This is a genomic window from Nocardioides sp. NPDC059952 (assembly GCF_042730435.1).
Lineage (GTDB): Bacteria > Actinomycetota > Actinomycetes > Propionibacteriales > Nocardioidaceae > Nocardioides.
This window is the reverse complement of sequence record NZ_JBHWLY010000020.1, coordinates 54939-69789: the sequence shown is the minus strand read 5'-3', so window position 1 is coordinate 69789 and position 14851 is coordinate 54939. Positions and strand designations below refer to the sequence as shown.

Genomic DNA, 14851 nt, shown 5'->3' with positions numbered 1-14851 from the left:
GTCAGACCCTCTCATTCCCAGCGGAAGACGCGCACGGCAATCAGGTAGAGCACCACGGCCCAGCCGCCCATCACGGCCAGGTCGACCAGCTGGGGGAAGCTCCCACCGGCGGCGTCGTTGAGCGCGTTGGAGGCCGCACCGTAGGGAGTCATCGAGATGACGTCCCGCACCGTGCCGCCGAAGGCCTCGATCGGGAAGTAGACCCCCGCGGTGAACATGCTCGGGAAGAAGGCCGCCATCCCCACGACCTGCCCGACCTTGGCGGTCGAGGACACGGCCGTGATCGCCGCTCCGATCCCGAGCGAGACGGCCAGGGCCAGGACGTACGCCACCACGTATCCCAGGAGCGATTCCGGCAGCGGCGTCCCGAACACCACCCGTCCGAGAAGGATCGCGATGACCGACGAGGCCACGACGGCGGCGGCGTGCGCCAGGACCTGGCCGAGCAGGATCATCGAGGGGCTGACCGGGGTGGTGCCGAGCCGTCTCAGCACCCCGCTCTCGCGGTAGCCGGTCAACGTCGCCGGCATCGTCATGATCGATGCCGCGATCATCGAGAACAGCACGGTGGTCGGCACGTAGACATCGATCAGGCTTCGACCGCCGAGGTCGGCGCTGTCCTCGCGAAAGCTCGGGATGACCCCGAGCACAACCAGCAGCAGGCTCGGGAACAGGACGATCCAGAAGAGCGAGAGCCGCTCGCGGGCGAAGAGCCGGGACTCCGTACGGATCACGGCGACGGTCGGGCTGGTCATCGGAGTGCCTCCATGGCGTCGGTCTCGGGCGAGGTGTCGGTGAGGTCGAGGTAGGCGGCGTCGAGGCTCCCGGCGGCGACCCGGAACCGCTGTGGCGCCACCCCCTGCGTACGCAGCGCCTCGACGACCGCGAGCGCGACGCCTTCGGCGCCCTCGACGGTGACGGTGCCGTTCGCGCTGCGCGCGGCGGTGACGCCGTCGAGCTCGCGCAGGGAGGCGAGGTCGATCGCGACCGAGGTCTCGAAGGTGGTGATCGTGGCGGCGGAGGCGGATTCGATGAGCCCCGCCGGGGTGCCCAGGGCCCGGATCCGGCCGGCGTCGACGATGGCGATCCGGTCGCAGAGCGTCTGCGCCTCCTCCATCGAGTGGGTGACCAGCAGGACGGTCACACCCCGGTCACGTACGTCCCGCACCAGGTCCCACACCTCGCGACGGGCCCGCGGGTCCAGGCCCGTGGTCAGCTCGTCGAGCACGACGACCCGCGGCCGGCCGATCAGCGCGAGGGCGATCGAGAGCCGCTGCTGCTGCCCGCCGGAGAGGTTCTCGAACCGCTGCCGCAGGTGGCCGCCGAGGCCCAGCCGCTCGGCCAGCGGCGCCCACGGCTCCGGGTCGGGGTAGAAGGCGCTCCACAGCTCCAACGCCTCCTGGACCGTGATCTTCGGCTGCAGCTTGGCCTCCTGGAGCTGTACGCCGAGCACCTCCGTCACGGCTGCGCGGTCGGTCCACGGGTCGATCCCGTGGACCCGGATCCGGCCGCGGTCGCCGACCCGCAGGCCCGCGATCGACTCGACGGTCGTGCTCTTGCCTGCTCCGTTCGGGCCGAGGATGCCGAAGATCTCGCCTTCGTGGACGCTCAGGCTGATCTCGTCGACCGCCACCTTCTCGCCATAGGTCTTGCGCAGGCCGTCCACGACGACCGCTGGTTCTCGCTCCTGATGCATACCTTCAGCCTGGTCGGTGACGCGATCTCACGGATCGGGCGATCGGCGCGAGTGGGCATCAGTCGATCGGTTGATGCGACGATGGACCTCATGCGCTACGACAACCTGCTGGCGTCGGTCGGGGGCACCCCGTTGGTGGGGCTTCCCCGCCTCTCGCCCTCTCCCGACGTACGTCTGTGGGCCAAGCTCGAGGACCGGAACCCCACCGGCTCGATCAAGGACCGCCCGGCTCTTCGCATGGTCGAGGAGGCCGAGAAGGACGGCAGGCTCCGCCCGGGCTGCACGATCCTGGAGCCGACCTCCGGCAACACCGGGATCTCGCTGGCGATGGCGGCCAAGCTCAAGGGCTACCGGATCGTGTGCGTGATGCCCGAGAACACCTCCGAGGAGCGGCGTCAGCTGCTGCGGATGTGGGGTGCCGAGATCGTCTCCTCGCCCGCCGCCGGCGGCTCCAACGAGGCCGTCCGGGCCGCCAAGCGATTGGCCGCCGAGCACCCCGACTGGGTGATGCTCTACCAGTACGGCAACTCCGCCAACGCCCGCGCGCACGAGGAGGGCACCGGCCCCGAGCTCCTCGCCGACCTCCCCGCGATCACCCACTTCGTCGCCGGGCTCGGCACGACCGGGACCCTGATGGGCGTCGGCCGCTACTTCCGCTCCGCCAAGCCGGACGTACGCATCGTGGCCGCCGAGCCCCGCTACGGCGAGCTTGTCTACGGCCTGCGCAACCTCGACGAGGGCTTCGTCCCCGAGCTCTACGACGCCTCCCTGATCGACGCCCGCTTCTCGGTGGGTCCGCGCGACGCCGTCCGCCGGGTGCGTGAGCTGTTGGAGCTGGAAGGCATCTTCGCCGGCATCTCCACCGGCGCCATCCTCCACGCCGCCCTCGCCCAGGCCGCCAAGTCCCTCAAGGCGGGCGAGAAGGCCGACATCGCCTTCGTCGTCGCCGACGGTGGCTGGAAATACCTCTCCACCGGGGCGTACGAAGGCACCATCGACGAGGCCGAGGAAGGCCTCGAGGGCCAGCTCTGGGCCTGATCGACCCGCTGGTCGAGGGCCACTTCGTTCAGACCCTCGCGCCAGCGAGCGTGTCGAGACCAACACGGTCACCTGCCGCGAAAACTGTCGGTGGTCGCGCCCAGAATCGCGTCATGCCTTACATGTACATACTCCGCTGCCGCGATCACATGCTCTACGTCGGAAGCACCCACGACCTGGAGAGACGCATCGCCGAGCACAACGCTGGCCTCGGTGCCGAGTTCAATGTCCGACGCCTGCCGGTGACCCTGGCGTACGCCGAAGAGCATCAGACGATCCTCGGTGCCTACGAACGTGAGAAACAGGTCCAAGGGTGGAGCCGGGCCAAGCGCGAGGCGCTGATAGCCGGGGAGCTCGATCGGCTGCACGACCTGGCTCGCCGCCGTGGCAAACGGTCGCCGTAGGTGACCGTGTTGGTCTCGACACGCCTCCGCCTAGCGGCTCCGGCGGCTCGACCAGCGGGAGGCCACGGCTGGTCGAGCCGCGAGCGCGAGCGAGCGTGTCGAGACCAACACGGCCCGTCTGAGCGCGTCAGGGACCGGGTTGGTCTCGAGCCGGGCGTCAGCGGCAGAAGGCGTAGACGACGAGGCCGTGGTCCTCGCCGGTGAAGACCTGGTCGAGGGCCTTGCCGGTGAGGTGGGCGTCGACGTATTGCGGGGCGGGGCCGGTGGCGACGATGGCGTGGGCGGGGAGCCGGCCGGTCATGTCACGCGGGGCCTTGGCGCTCCAGCAGTCGTGCTGCTGGATCAGGGCGGCGGGGCTGCCGGGGGCGAGAGGACGGTCGGCCTCGGGGGTGGAGCCGAGCTGGACCAGCGCTACGGCGATGGCCGATGCGTACATCGCCCAGATGCCGAGCGCCATGAAGCCCTGGCGTCCGAGGAAGGCTCTCACATCTGAGCAACGCGGCAGCGGGCTCCGGGGTTACGGGAGGGCGGCGTCGTGCTCGTGGATCCAGGCGAGATGGCGGTCGTACGCATCGGGCGACCCGAGCCGTTTGTTGCGGGCCTGAGCGCGGGGACCGTCGGGGAGGTGGAGGACGTCGGCGGCGGCCAGCGAGGCGATCTGGAGCCGGCGGGTGCGGTCGCGGCGGCGTACCTCGTAGGTCGCGCGGGCGCGGCCGGTGTCGTCGTCGGTGGCGAGGCACTCGGCCAGGACGATCGCGTCCTCGATCGCCTGGGCGGCACCCTGGCCGTGGTGGGGCGCCATCAGGTGAGCGGCGTCGCCGAGCAACGTGACGCGGCCGCGCGACCAGGTGGCCAGGGGCGGACGGTGGAAGAGGGCCCAGTGCTCCGAGCATGGTGCCGCGGAGATCATCTGGACCACGGCCGGATGCCAGCCGGCGTACGCGTGCACGTGCTCGTCGGGGTCGGCCGGCCAGGACCACGAGTCCGGTGCCCAGGGTCCGAGCTGCCTCTTGACCAGCCAGAACGCGTGGTCGCCGTTGCCGACGGGATGATGCATCAGATGGCCGTCGGCTCCCGTCCACAGCTGCACACGGTCGGGATCGGGGAGCAGGGTGAGCCGCGATCGCGGGACGATCCCGCGCCAGGCGATGCAGCCGGAGAACTGCGCGTCGTCGTAGCCGACGACGTGCTCGCGCAGCATCGATCCGGGCCCGTCGGCGCCGATGACCAGGTCGGCCTCGACCGACCCGCCGCCGGCGAACTCCAGGGTCACGGGTCCGTCGCCGGAGTCGGTGAGCTCGACCAGACGGTGGCCGAGGTGGAGCCCGTCGGTGCCGAAGGCCCGGCTCAGGAGCGCACGCAGGTCGGCATGACCGATGCCGTAGCAGGGCGCCCCGGCGCGGTCCGCATACTCCGCGGCGGAGAGCACCCTGCCGATCGCGGCGCCGGTGTGGCCGTCGCGCCAGACCAGGCCGTCGACGGTCGCCGCCGCCTCACCGAGGCCCGGCTCGAGACCGATGCGCTCCAGGAGCCTGGTCGCGTTGGCCGGCAGCAGCACGGCGTCGCCGGTCGGGTGCGGGTCGGTCGCGGCCTCGTACACCTCGACCTCGAGACCCCGGCGGCGCAGCTCGACGGCGAGGGTCAGGCCGCCGATGCCGGCGCCGATGATCGTGACCCGCCGGACACGACGATCTCTGCGTAAAGCTGCCCGAGCCATCCGGGTGACTGACATCGCACGCTCCTTGGGGAGGTTACGTTCGAAACGTACCTCAGGGGCGTGTGTGCTCGTGGACGGTTACGACAACGTCATGTGACGTCGAGCGTCTGGTCCTTGCCGATGTCGCTGGTCCCGATCGGTCCGAGGCCGAGGAGATCCAGGGCCAGGTTGCCGAGGTCGGCGTTGCGTACGGGCTGAGGGCCTTCGTAGTCGGGGCGGCCCTTGCCGGGGTCGCGGTAGTCGTCGGCGTTGAGCTCGTAGAGGTCCGTGCCCGCGCCGGCGTCCGGGCCCCACACGATGAAGGGGATCCGGTAGTTCTCGTAGACCTTCTCGGAGTGGTTGGTGATGCCCGGCTTGAAGCCGTGGTCGGCGGTGAGGATGACGTCGAGCTCCTTCGCCAGCCCGGGATCGGCGTCGACGACGTCGAGGAACTCGCCGACCTGGGCGTCCGACTCCTCGACGGCATCCAGATACTCCGGCGACATCCCGCCGAACTCGTGACCGGCGACGTCGGGCAGGGACAGATGTACGAAGGTGAGGTCGCGCCGCTCGTCGGCGAGGTCCTCGGCGGCCTCCGGGACCAGCTCGTCGTGGTCGTCGATCGGCACGTATCGGTCGATGTCGTCCTCCCAGGTCCGCTGCCACAGCTCGAACTTCTGCTTCGTCACGAAGACCCCGGTGCTGAGCCCGGCCTCGTGGGCGACGGTGAACACCGAGTCCTCGTTCTTCGCAATCGACCTGGTCGGGTCGCCGACGTTCCAGGTCACCCCGTGGCCGCCCTCGTCGGCGTCGATCGGGTCGCTGGTGACCATGCCGGTGTGGTTGGGCAGGGTGATGTTCTTCTCGTAGGCGGTGCGGGCGTTGAGCGTCGAGGCGCCCTCGTCGATCAGCCGGTGGATGTTGGGCGTCTTCGCCGGCCCCAGCTTCGTCAACGCATCCGGGTTGAGCCCGTCGATCGAGATCGCGAGCACCTTCCGGTCGACCTGGGTGGCCTCGCGTTCCGGTCGACCGCCACCGTCGGCGCCGCCACCACCGCCGCCACTGTCGCCACCGCCGCCGTCCCGGTCGGGCAGCGCGGTGAGGGCCACGACGAGCACGACGACGAGGAAGATCCCGACGGAGAGGAGAGGGAAGAGGCGACGCACCGGCACACCCTAAGTGAACCCGATGGCGCCCCGGGCGAACGCTCAGCGAATGTCTAGCGACTGGGTTGAGTTCAATGTGCTGCCAGGGATGGGCCCCAGGCCGAGCAGGTCGAGGGCCAGGTTGCCGAGGTCGCCGTTGCGGATCGGCTGCCTGCCGGCGTACGTCGGCCGGCTCGTCCCCGGCGCCCGGAAGTCCGGGTTGAGGCGGTAGAGCGAGGCGCCGCGAGCGACCCCGGGACCCCACACGACGAACGGGATCCGGTAGTTCGCGTAGAGGTGCGCGCCGTGGTCCTTGGCGCCGGCCTTGAAGCCGTGGTCGGCGGTGAGGATGACGTACGTCGACCGCTTCAGCGTGGCCGAGGAGTCGATCGTCTTCAGCAGCCTGCCGATGCGGGCGTCGGTGCGGATCAGCGAGGTCCGGTAGGCCGCGCTCATCCCGCCGTCGCGGTGGCCGTAGTGGTCGGGGGAGCCGAGGTGGACGAAGGTGAAGGCGCGCTTCTTGTCCGCCAGGTCGCGCGCTGCCCGGTTGACCAGGTCGGCGTCGCCGTCGACCACGAACCGGTCGATCGAGGGCCAGGAGCGGTCGAAGAGGCCGAACTTCGACTTCGAGGCGAACAGGGCGCTGCTCCGACCGGTCCGCTCGACCTGGCTGAAGACCGACGAGACCGGATGTCCGGCGGCCTCCTGCACCGTCATCCACGACCGGTCGGTGTTCCAGGTGACCCCGTGGCCGTGGGCGGACCGGGTGATCCGGCGGCTGGTGACCATCGAGGTGTGGTTGGGCAGGGTGACGTTCTGCTCGTACTCGCTGCGCGCCTCGCGGGTCGAGGCGCCACCCCGCATCAGCCGGTAGAGGTTGGGCAGGTTCTTCGGGCCCAGCCTGTCGATCGCGGTCACGCTGAGACCGTCGACGGAGATCGCCAGCACCCGCTTCGCCGTCGCCGCCTGCGCGGTCCGCCCGGGCAGCTCGACGACCGCAAACGTGATGCCCAGCAGGGCGATCATGACCACCAGCACCAGCGACCGTCCCGAAATCGTCATAACCGGACGTTAACAACAGTTTCGCGCGCCGCACATGAACGTGAGATGGATCTCGGGTATGTCTCGAGTGACCCCCGGCACTGCGAAGAGGCGGTGTTTGGGCCTAGCCTTGACGATCGTGCAGTCCGTCTCGTCACTGGGTTCGACCTCGTCCCTGGGCTCAGCCCAGCCCGATCGCGACGCCCCGATCGGGATCTTCGACTCGGGGTTCGGCGGTCTCACCGTGGCGCGCTCGGTGATCGACCAGCTCGCCCACGAGTCGATCCTGTACGTCGGCGACACCGCCCGCGCCCCCTACGGCCCCAAGCCGATCGCCGAGGTGCGCGAGTATGCCCTGGAGTGCCTCGACCATCTCGTCGCGCAGGGCGTGAAGGCGCTGGTCATCGCGTGCAACTCGGCCTCGGCCGCGATGCTGCGCGATGCCCGGGAGCGCTACCGGCCGTTGCCCGTCGTCGAGGTCATCCTGCCGGCGACCCGCCGCGCCGTCGCCGCGTCCCGCACCGGCCGAATCGGGGTCATCTGCACCCGTGCGACGGCCGAGTCGATGGCCTACGACGACGCCTTCGCCGCGGCTCCCCACGTCTCCCTGCACACCCGGGCGTGCCCCCGGTTCGTCCCGTTCGTCGAGGCCGGCATCACCGGCGGCGACGAGCTCCTGGCCGCCGCGCACGAATATCTGGACCCGCTGACCAGCGCCGGGGTCGACACGCTGATCCTCGGGTGCACCCACTACCCGCTCCTGACTGGTGTGATCTCCTATGTGATGGGCGACAACGTGACGCTGGTCAGCAGTGCCGAGGAGTCGGCGAAGGACGTCTACCGCGTCCTGGCCGAGCACGACCTGATGCGTGAGGGCGGGGAGCCGACCTACACGTTCCTGACCACCGGCAACCCCGCCGAGTTCAAGGCGATCGGCGCCCGGTTCCTCGGTCCGGAGCTCGCCGCCGCCCAGCAGTTCGCCGGGGGGATGGGATGACCTCCGGGATGCGGCTGACCGTCATCGGATGCTCGGGCTCCTATCCCGGGCCCGACAGCCCTGCCTCCTGCTATCTCGTCGAGGCCGACGATGATGCCGGACGGACCTGGCGGATCGTGCTCGACATGGGCAACGGCGCGCTCGGGGTCCTGCAGCGCTACATCGACCCGCTGCTGATCGACGCGGTCCTGCTCTCGCACCTGCACGCCGACCACTGCGTCGACATGACCTCCTACTACGTGCTCCGCAAGTGGCACCCGACCGGCCCGCAGCCGCCGATCCCCGTCTACGGTCCGAAGGGCACGGGCCGGCGCCTGGCGAAGGCCTACGACCTGCCCAAGCGCCCCGGGATGCGCGAGGAGTTCGCGTTCTCGACCTACACCGGGCCGATCAATCTCGGTCCTTTTCGGATCATTCCGACGGCCGTGGAGCATCCGGTCGATGCGTACGGACTCCGGATCGAGGCGCACGGCAAGGTCATCGCCTACAGCGGCGACACCGCCGAGACCGAGGCGCTGCTCGACATCGCCACCGACGCCGACCTGTTCGTCTGCGAGGCCGCCTTCCGCGACGGCGTCGAGAACCCGCCCGGGGTGCACATCACCGGCGTCCACGCGGGCGAGTACGCCACCAAGGCCCATGTGAAGAAGCTCGTCGTCACCCACGTCCCGCCCTGGCACGACTCCGCCGACGCCCTCCGCGAGGCGCGCTCGGCGTACGACGGGCCGACCGAGCTGGCGGCCACGGGAGCTGTCTACGACGTCTGATTCCCCCGCTGGTCGAGCCGCGAGCGAAGCGAGCGTGTCGAGACCAACACGGTCTGGTCGAGCGCCGAGGGGACTGTGTTGGTCTCGACACGCCTCCGCCTAGCGGCTCCGGCGGCTCGACCAGCGTTCGCTCAGACCAGCCCGGCGTCGTGGACGGTGATCGCGATCTGAACCCGGTTGGTGGCGCCGAGCTTGTCGAACAAGCGAGACACGTGCGCCTTGACGGTGGGGATCGAGAGGTAGAGCTCCTTGGCGATCTCGGCGTTGCTCAGCCCGCGACCGACCGCGAGAGCGACCTCGTGCTCGCGCTCGGTGAGCGCCTCGAGACGGCGGTTGGCGGCGGCGGCGCGGTCGCCGGTCGGCTCGGCGCGGAGCCGGGTGATCAGGGTGCGGGTGGCCTTGGGGGAGAGGATCGGCTCGCCCGAGGCGACCGCGCGGATCGCCGCGACGATCTCGGGCGGCGGCGTGTCCTTGAGCAGGAACCCGTCGGCGCCGGCGGCGAGGGCGTCGACGACGTACTCGTCGGCACCGAAGGTGGTCAGCACGATCACTCGCGGCGACTTTGCCTCGGTCAGCACCCTGCGGGTGGCTTCGAGCCCGTTGATCCGGGGCATCCGGATGTCCATCAGCACGACGTCGGGGGCGGACGTACGCACCAGAGCGAGCGCCTCCTGGCCATCGGTGGCCTCACCGACGACCTCGATGTCGGCCTGACCGCCGAGCATCAGCCCGAGGGCCGAACGCACCAGCGGGTCGTCGTCGACGATCCCCACCTTGATCTTGACCGGAGTCTCTGGGCTGGTCCCTGGGCTGCTCACTGGCCCCACGGTAGCCATGCTTCGAGAATGAAGACATCCTTTTCCGTACGGTGCGCGAGCCGTCCGCCCGCGAGGTCGACGCGCTCGGTGAGCCCGATCAGGCCCAGCCCGGCGCCGGGTGTGTTGGAGTCGAAGCCGAGCCGGTTGCGCAGCAGCACGTCGATCCCGTGCTCCTCCGAGCCCTGCAGGGACACCTGCAGCGCCGCCCCGGGCGCATGCTTGCGGGCGTTGGTGATGCCCTCCTGCACGACCCGGTAGGTCGACCGCCCGACCGCCTCGGGTGGCGAGCCCTCGACGTCGTCCTCGAAGGTGATGTTCATGCCGCCCGCGCGGGCCTCCTCGACGAGGCGGCCGATGTCGGCGTACGTCGGCTGGGGCGCGGTCTCGGGGCCCTCGCCGTTGCCCCGCAGCACTCCGAGGACCGTCCGGAGGTCGTCGAGCGCCCGGTGGGCGCCCTCGCGGATGGCGCCGACCTCGCCCCGGACCTGTTCGGCGGAGAGGTCCTCGCGGTAGGCGAGCGCGCCGGCCTGCATGGAGATGTGGGAGATGCGGTGGGCGAGCACGTCGTGCATCTCGCGGGCGATCCGCCGGCGCTCGGTCTCGCGGGCCTGGGAGACGCGCAGCGCCTGCTCGGCCTCGGCGGTCTCGGCGCGGAGCCGGAGGGTGGCGATCAGCTCGCGCCGGGAGCCGATGTACATGCCCCAGGCGACCATCGCGGCGACGATCACCACGTTGACGCCGAGGTTGAAGCCCCACAACGGGATGCCTGGGATCTCCTCCGCCGTGGTGGTCTCCATGACCGCGAACCAGAACACGCCCGCGGCGCAGCTGAGCAGAGAGATCGGGATGATCTCGCGCCAGCGACGCCGGGTCGCCAGCGAGACCAGCGCGAGGGTGGACGCCCCGGCGGAGAGGATCGAGACCGCTCCGGCAGCTGTGGCGAAGGTGGCGATGGCCACCGGCCAGCGGCGGCGCCAGAAGACCAGGACCAAGGAGAGGATGCCCAGGCCGAGATCGAGCGCGAAGCGCCACTGCGGCCATCCGTCGGTGCTGGAGATCAACCCGACGGCGCTGATCGCCAGCGCAAGGGCATACCGCCACACGTGTCCCCACAGGCTCAGGCGTGGCTGATAGTCCTCGGGTGACGGTTGCTGCACGGCGTACACGCTAGTCAACCGAGGTCAGGGACACAGGATCCCGCGGTCGCGCTCGGCCCCATACTTTCGTCGGGTTGCGGGTCATCCGTATGTCCGATGCAGTCTGCGCCGGATGCACGGCAGGATGTACGTCATGATCAAAGTCGAAGGACTGACGAGGGTCTATGGGACCTTCACCGCGGTCGACGACGTGTCGTTCACCGCCGAGGCCGGCAAAGTCACCGGCTTCCTCGGCCCGAACGGCGCGGGCAAGTCGACCTCCATGCGCATCATGGTCGGGCTGACCAACCCCACCAGGGGTCGGGCAACGATCAACGGCAGCCTCTATGCCGACCTTCCCAACCCGGGCCGCCACGTCGGCGTCCTGCTCGACGCCAGCGCCCAGCACGACGGCCGCACCGGCCGCGAGGTGCTCACTCTCGCCGCGATGACGATGGGCCTGCCCAAGTCGCGCGTCGACGAGATGCTCGAGCTGGTCTCGCTGACGCCGTCGGAGGCCAAGCGCCGGATCAAGAACTACTCCCTGGGCATGAAGCAGCGTCTCGGCATCGCGCACGCGCTGATCGGTGACCCCAAGGTGCTGATCCTGGACGAGCCGGCCAACGGCCTCGACCCGGCCGGTATCCGCTGGATGCGTGGCCTGCTGAAGGAGTACGCCGACCGCGGCGGCACCGTCCTGCTCTCCTCGCACCTGCTGCACGAGGTCGAGCAGATCGCCGACGAGCTGATCCTCATCGGCAACGGCCGGATCGTGGCCGAGGGCACCAAGGACGAGATCCTCTCCAGCCAGGGCACCGTCGGGCAGTCGCTGGTCACCGCACTGGACAACGAGGCGCTCACCGTCGCGCTCAAGGCCAAGGGCTACAGCGTCGAGCCGATCGGCACCGGCATGCGCGTCTCCGCCGCACCTGCCGAGGTCGGCAAGGCGGCTCTGGAGGCGAGCGTCGTGCTCACCGACCTGCGTGACGGCGGCGCCGGCCTCGAGGACATCTTCCTCCAGCTCACCGCCGAGACCCAGCGCGAGAACGTCGCCCAGATCCACGCCGAAGGAGCCTCCGCATGAGCGCCGTGTCCGTAGCGCCGTCGACCCCGTTGCCGACGGCCACCAAGGTGCCGTTCGGCCGTCTCGTGCTGGTCGAGTGGCGCAAGATGACCGACACCCGCGCCGGACGGGTCATGCTGATGATCACCGGTGGGCTGATCGCCCTGGTCGCCGGCATCATCCTGCTCGTCACAGCGCTGTCCGACATGTCCGCGCTGGACGCATCGACCTGGATGAGCGCTCTCTCGTTCCCGGTCTCGCTGCTGGTGCCCGTGCTGGCGATCATGATCGTGACTCAGGAGTGGGGCCAGCGCACCCACATGGTCACCTTCACCCTCGAGCCCAGCCGGCTTAAGGTCGTCTTCGCGAAGCTCCTCGCGGTCTTCGTCCTCGGCATCGTGACGATGGCCATCGCAGTCGGCATCGGGGCGATCGGCACGGTGGCGGGAGCCGCGATCGCCGGCTCGGACCCGAGCTGGAACGTCACCGGTGAGGCGCTCGCCTGGACCCTGGCGACGCAGATCCTCTACCTGCTCATGGGCTTCGGGTTCGCGATGCTGCTGCTCAACACCCCGGCCGCTCTGGTCATCTACTACGGCTACACGCTGATCCTGGAGGCGTCCGTCTTCAGCGCCCTCTACTTCATCTTCGACTGGGCCCAGAACGTCTTCCCGTGGATCTCCATGCAGGTCGCGATGATGCCGTTCATCGCGGGGAACGAGATGGAGGCGGCCGGAGTCACCGTCGAGGACGGGGCGCTCGGGATCCTCAGACTGGCCACCTCGATCGCGCTGTGGGTCGGCCTGCCGCTGGTGCTCGGCACCATGCGGGTCCTCAAGTCCGAGCTGAAGTAGTTCATCGGACTGTTCGCGACGCGACACGCGGGGGTGGGTGCTTCGGCACCCACCCCCGTCACCGTTGTGAGACGTGGGCACCTACCTGCGTTACGCGGCGCTGGGCGACAGCGCCACCGTTGGCCTCGGCGACCCGGTCATCGAGGGTTGGCGAGGATGGGCCCGGCTGCTGGCCGAGGCTCTGGGACAGACGTACGACATCTCCTTCTGCAACACCGCGGTGATCGGGGCGACCTCGACCGTGGTGGTCGAGCAGCAGCTCGCCGACGCGGTGACGCACCGGCCCGACGTGGCCTCGCTGATCGTCGGGGTCAACGACGTGATGCGCTCCGCCTGGGACGTCGCCAGGCTCCGGGACGACCTGATGACCTGCGCCGACGCGCTCTCAGGCCAGGGCGCGCTGCTGATGACCGCGCGTTTCCACGACCACTCGGTGATGTGGCCGATGCCGGGTTGGATGAAGCGGTCGATCCAGCGCCGCACCGCCGATCTCAACACCATCTGGGACGAGGTGCATGCCACCTACGGGGGTCTGCGGCTCGACCTGGGTGCGGTTCCCGACCTGGAGGAGCGGAGGTTCTGGGCCGCCGACCGGCTGCATCCCTCCGAGCTCGGCCACCGGAGGATGGCTCGTGCGTTCGGCGAGCAGCTGGTGACGTACGGCTTCACCTTCGAGCCGCCTTCGCTGGAGCCGGCCGGTGGGCTGCCGACCACCTGGCGGCAGGATCTGGCCTGGATGGCAGGCGAGGGCGTGCCGTGGATGGGGCGCCGGGCACGCGATCTGGGGCCGTGGGTCGTACGCCGGGCGTGGGCGCGGGAAACCGTTGCATAGGGTGGTGCCGTGACCACACGAGCTGACGGGCGCGCCGACGACGAGCTGCGCCCCATCAAGATCACCCGCAACTGGCTCGACCACGCGGCCGGTTCCGTCCTCATCGAGTTCGGCAAGACCCGGGTCCTGTGCGCCGCCTCGGCCTCCGAGGGCGTGCCGCGCTGGCGCAAGGGCTCCGGGCTGGGCTGGGTGACGGCGGAGTACGCCATGCTCCCCGCTTCCACCCACGAGCGCTCCTCGCGTGAGTCGGTGAAGGGCCGGATCGGCGGACGTACGCACGAGATCTCCCGGCTGGTCGGGCGCTCGCTGCGCGCCGTCATCGACTACAAGGCGCTCGGCGAGAACACCATCAACATCGACTGCGACGTGCTGCAGGCCGACGGCGGGACGCGCACGGCCGCCATCACCGGCGCCTACGTCGCGCTGGCCGACGCGGTCGCCTCGCTGGGTGTCCCGAAGGCGCTGACCGGCTCCGTCGCGGCGATCTCGGTCGGGATCATCGACGGTGCGCCGCGCCTCGACCTCCCCTACGAGGAGGACGTGCGCGCCGAGACCGACATGAACATCGTGATGACCGGCGAGGGCAAGTTCGTCGAGGTGCAGGGCACCGCCGAGGGCGTCGCCTTCGATCGCACCGAGCTCGACGCCCTGCTGGCGCTGGGCGAGAAGGGCTGCGCCGACCTGACCAAGCTGCAGGAGGCCGCACTTGCCGGCTGAGCTGAGGATCCACGTCGCCTCGCGCAACGCCAAGAAGCTGGAGGAGATGTTCCGGATCCTCTCGCCGCTGGTGCCCGGGGTCTCGGTCGTCGGCCTCGACGACGTCACCCACTACGACGAGCCGGTAGAGGACGCGCCTGACTTCGAGGGCAATGCGCTGATCAAGGCCAGGGCCGGTTTCAAGGCCACCGGCCTGCCGACCGTTGCCGACGACTCGGGCCTCTGCGTCGACGCGCTCAACGGGATGCCCGGGGTGCTCTCGGCACGCTGGGGTGGCCCGCCCAAGTCGGATGAGCGCAACAACGCGCTGCTCCTGGCTCAGCTCTCCGACGTCCCCGACGAACGCCGCGGCGCCCACTTCGCCTGCGCGATCGCCTTCGTCTGGTCCGGCGGTGAGCTGGTCGTCGAAGGCCGCATGGATGGTCGCGTCCTTCGTGAGATCCGTGGCTCCGGCGGCTTCGGCTACGACGTCCTGTTCGTGGCCGTCGACACCGAGGACGGACGTACGTCTGCGGAGCTGTCGATCGAGGAGAAGGACGCGATCTCCCACCGTGGGCGTGCCCTGCGCGAGATAGCGCCGCAGATCGCCTCCGTGCTCGGCTGATCGTGGGTGCTTGACCGAGGTAACTCGGTCGGGTGGGCGGATG

17 protein-coding genes are annotated in these 14851 nt (G+C 69.9%); 9 read left to right on the top strand and 8 right to left on the bottom strand.

Features of this window, described 5'->3' with window-relative positions:
• Nucleotides 1–11 precede the first annotated feature (11 nt).
• On the bottom strand, nt 12–755 hold the full coding sequence (locus ACFV9G_RS11805) for an ABC transporter permease (protein ID WP_378727669.1): 744 nt from the start codon (nt 753–755) through the stop codon (nt 12–14).
• The gene (locus tag ACFV9G_RS11800) at nt 752–1696 is read right to left on the bottom strand and encodes an ABC transporter ATP-binding protein (RefSeq protein WP_378727668.1); all 945 of its coding nucleotides are present in this window, start codon (nt 1694–1696) and stop codon (nt 752–754) included. Before ACFV9G_RS11800 ends, ACFV9G_RS11805 begins: the two co-directional genes overlap by 4 nt.
• Before the next feature lie 90 nt (nt 1697–1786).
• Here ACFV9G_RS11800 and ACFV9G_RS11795 point away from each other — a divergent pair, with 90 nt between their 5' ends.
• The gene (locus tag ACFV9G_RS11795; protein ID WP_378727667.1) at nt 1787–2734 is read left to right on the top strand and encodes a PLP-dependent cysteine synthase family protein; all 948 of its coding nucleotides are present in this window, start codon (nt 1787–1789) and stop codon (nt 2732–2734) included.
• A 113-nt stretch (nt 2735–2847) separates the two neighbouring features.
• Nucleotides 2848–3138: a GIY-YIG nuclease family protein gene (locus ACFV9G_RS11790; protein ID WP_378727666.1), complete on the top strand. Its 291-nt coding sequence runs from the start codon at nt 2848–2850 to the stop codon at nt 3136–3138.
• 157 nt (nt 3139–3295) lie between these two features.
• On the opposite strand, the gene ACFV9G_RS11785 is transcribed toward ACFV9G_RS11790, so the two are convergent.
• From ACFV9G_RS11785 to ACFV9G_RS11770, 4 genes are all read right to left on the bottom strand, one after another.
• A complete protein-coding gene (locus tag ACFV9G_RS11785) occupies nt 3296–3625 on the bottom strand; it encodes a hypothetical protein (protein WP_378727665.1) in 330 nt (109 codons plus the stop codon).
• Nucleotides 3626–3655: 30 nt separating this feature from the next.
• Nucleotides 3656–4870, bottom strand: coding sequence for an FAD-dependent monooxygenase (locus tag ACFV9G_RS11780; RefSeq protein ID WP_378727664.1), 1215 nt, complete (start codon nt 4868–4870; stop codon nt 3656–3658).
• Between the two features lie 74 nt (nt 4871–4944).
• On the bottom strand, nt 4945–6000 hold the full coding sequence (locus ACFV9G_RS11775) for an alkaline phosphatase family protein (protein ID WP_378727663.1): 1056 nt from the start codon (nt 5998–6000) through the stop codon (nt 4945–4947).
• 42 nt (nt 6001–6042) lie between these two features.
• Entirely contained in the window at nt 6043–7041 is a 999-nt protein-coding gene (locus ACFV9G_RS11770; RefSeq protein ID WP_378727662.1) for an alkaline phosphatase family protein, read from the bottom strand.
• 118 nt (nt 7042–7159) lie between these two features.
• Between ACFV9G_RS11770 and murI the strand changes: the two genes are divergently transcribed.
• Together murI and ACFV9G_RS11760 are read left to right on the top strand one after the other, a co-directional pair.
• Nucleotides 7160–8017 carry a glutamate racemase gene (gene murI, locus ACFV9G_RS11765; RefSeq protein WP_378727661.1) on the top strand — a complete coding sequence of 286 codons (858 nt, stop codon included), beginning with the start codon at nt 7160–7162 and terminating at the stop codon, nt 8015–8017.
• Nucleotides 8014–8784: an MBL fold metallo-hydrolase gene (locus ACFV9G_RS11760; RefSeq protein ID WP_378727660.1), complete on the top strand. Its 771-nt coding sequence runs from the start codon at nt 8014–8016 to the stop codon at nt 8782–8784. The genes murI and ACFV9G_RS11760 overlap by 4 nt, the downstream gene beginning before the upstream one ends.
• 131 nt (nt 8785–8915) lie before the next feature.
• Here ACFV9G_RS11760 and ACFV9G_RS11755 read toward each other — a convergent pair whose 3' ends face one another.
• Entirely contained in the window at nt 8916–9602 is a 687-nt protein-coding gene (locus tag ACFV9G_RS11755; protein WP_378727659.1) for a response regulator, read from the bottom strand.
• Nucleotides 9599–10759, bottom strand: a complete 1161-nt coding sequence (locus ACFV9G_RS11750) for a sensor histidine kinase (RefSeq protein ID WP_378727658.1) — start codon at nt 10757–10759, stop codon at nt 9599–9601. The genes ACFV9G_RS11755 and ACFV9G_RS11750 overlap by 4 nt, the downstream gene beginning before the upstream one ends.
• A gap of 133 nt (nt 10760–10892) precedes the next feature.
• Between ACFV9G_RS11750 and ACFV9G_RS11745 the strand changes: the two genes are divergently transcribed.
• From ACFV9G_RS11745 to ACFV9G_RS11725, 5 genes are all read left to right on the top strand, one after another.
• Nucleotides 10893–11822, top strand: coding sequence for an ABC transporter ATP-binding protein (locus ACFV9G_RS11745; protein ID WP_378727657.1), 930 nt, complete (start codon nt 10893–10895; stop codon nt 11820–11822).
• Entirely contained in the window at nt 11819–12655 is an 837-nt protein-coding gene (locus ACFV9G_RS11740; protein ID WP_378727656.1) for a hypothetical protein, read from the top strand. The genes ACFV9G_RS11745 and ACFV9G_RS11740 overlap by 4 nt, the downstream gene beginning before the upstream one ends.
• Nucleotides 12656–12728: 73 nt before the next feature.
• Nucleotides 12729–13487 carry an SGNH/GDSL hydrolase family protein gene (locus ACFV9G_RS11735; protein WP_378727655.1) on the top strand — a complete coding sequence of 253 codons (759 nt, stop codon included), beginning with the start codon at nt 12729–12731 and terminating at the stop codon, nt 13485–13487.
• Between the two features lie 9 nt (nt 13488–13496).
• Nucleotides 13497–14204 (top strand): ribonuclease PH, encoded by a 708-nt coding sequence (gene rph, locus ACFV9G_RS11730; RefSeq protein ID WP_378727654.1) that lies wholly within the window; start codon nt 13497–13499, stop codon nt 14202–14204.
• On the top strand, nt 14194–14808 hold the full coding sequence (locus ACFV9G_RS11725) for a non-canonical purine NTP pyrophosphatase (RefSeq protein ID WP_378727653.1): 615 nt from the start codon (nt 14194–14196) through the stop codon (nt 14806–14808). The genes rph and ACFV9G_RS11725 overlap by 11 nt, the downstream gene beginning before the upstream one ends.
• Nucleotides 14809–14851 lie beyond the last annotated feature (43 nt).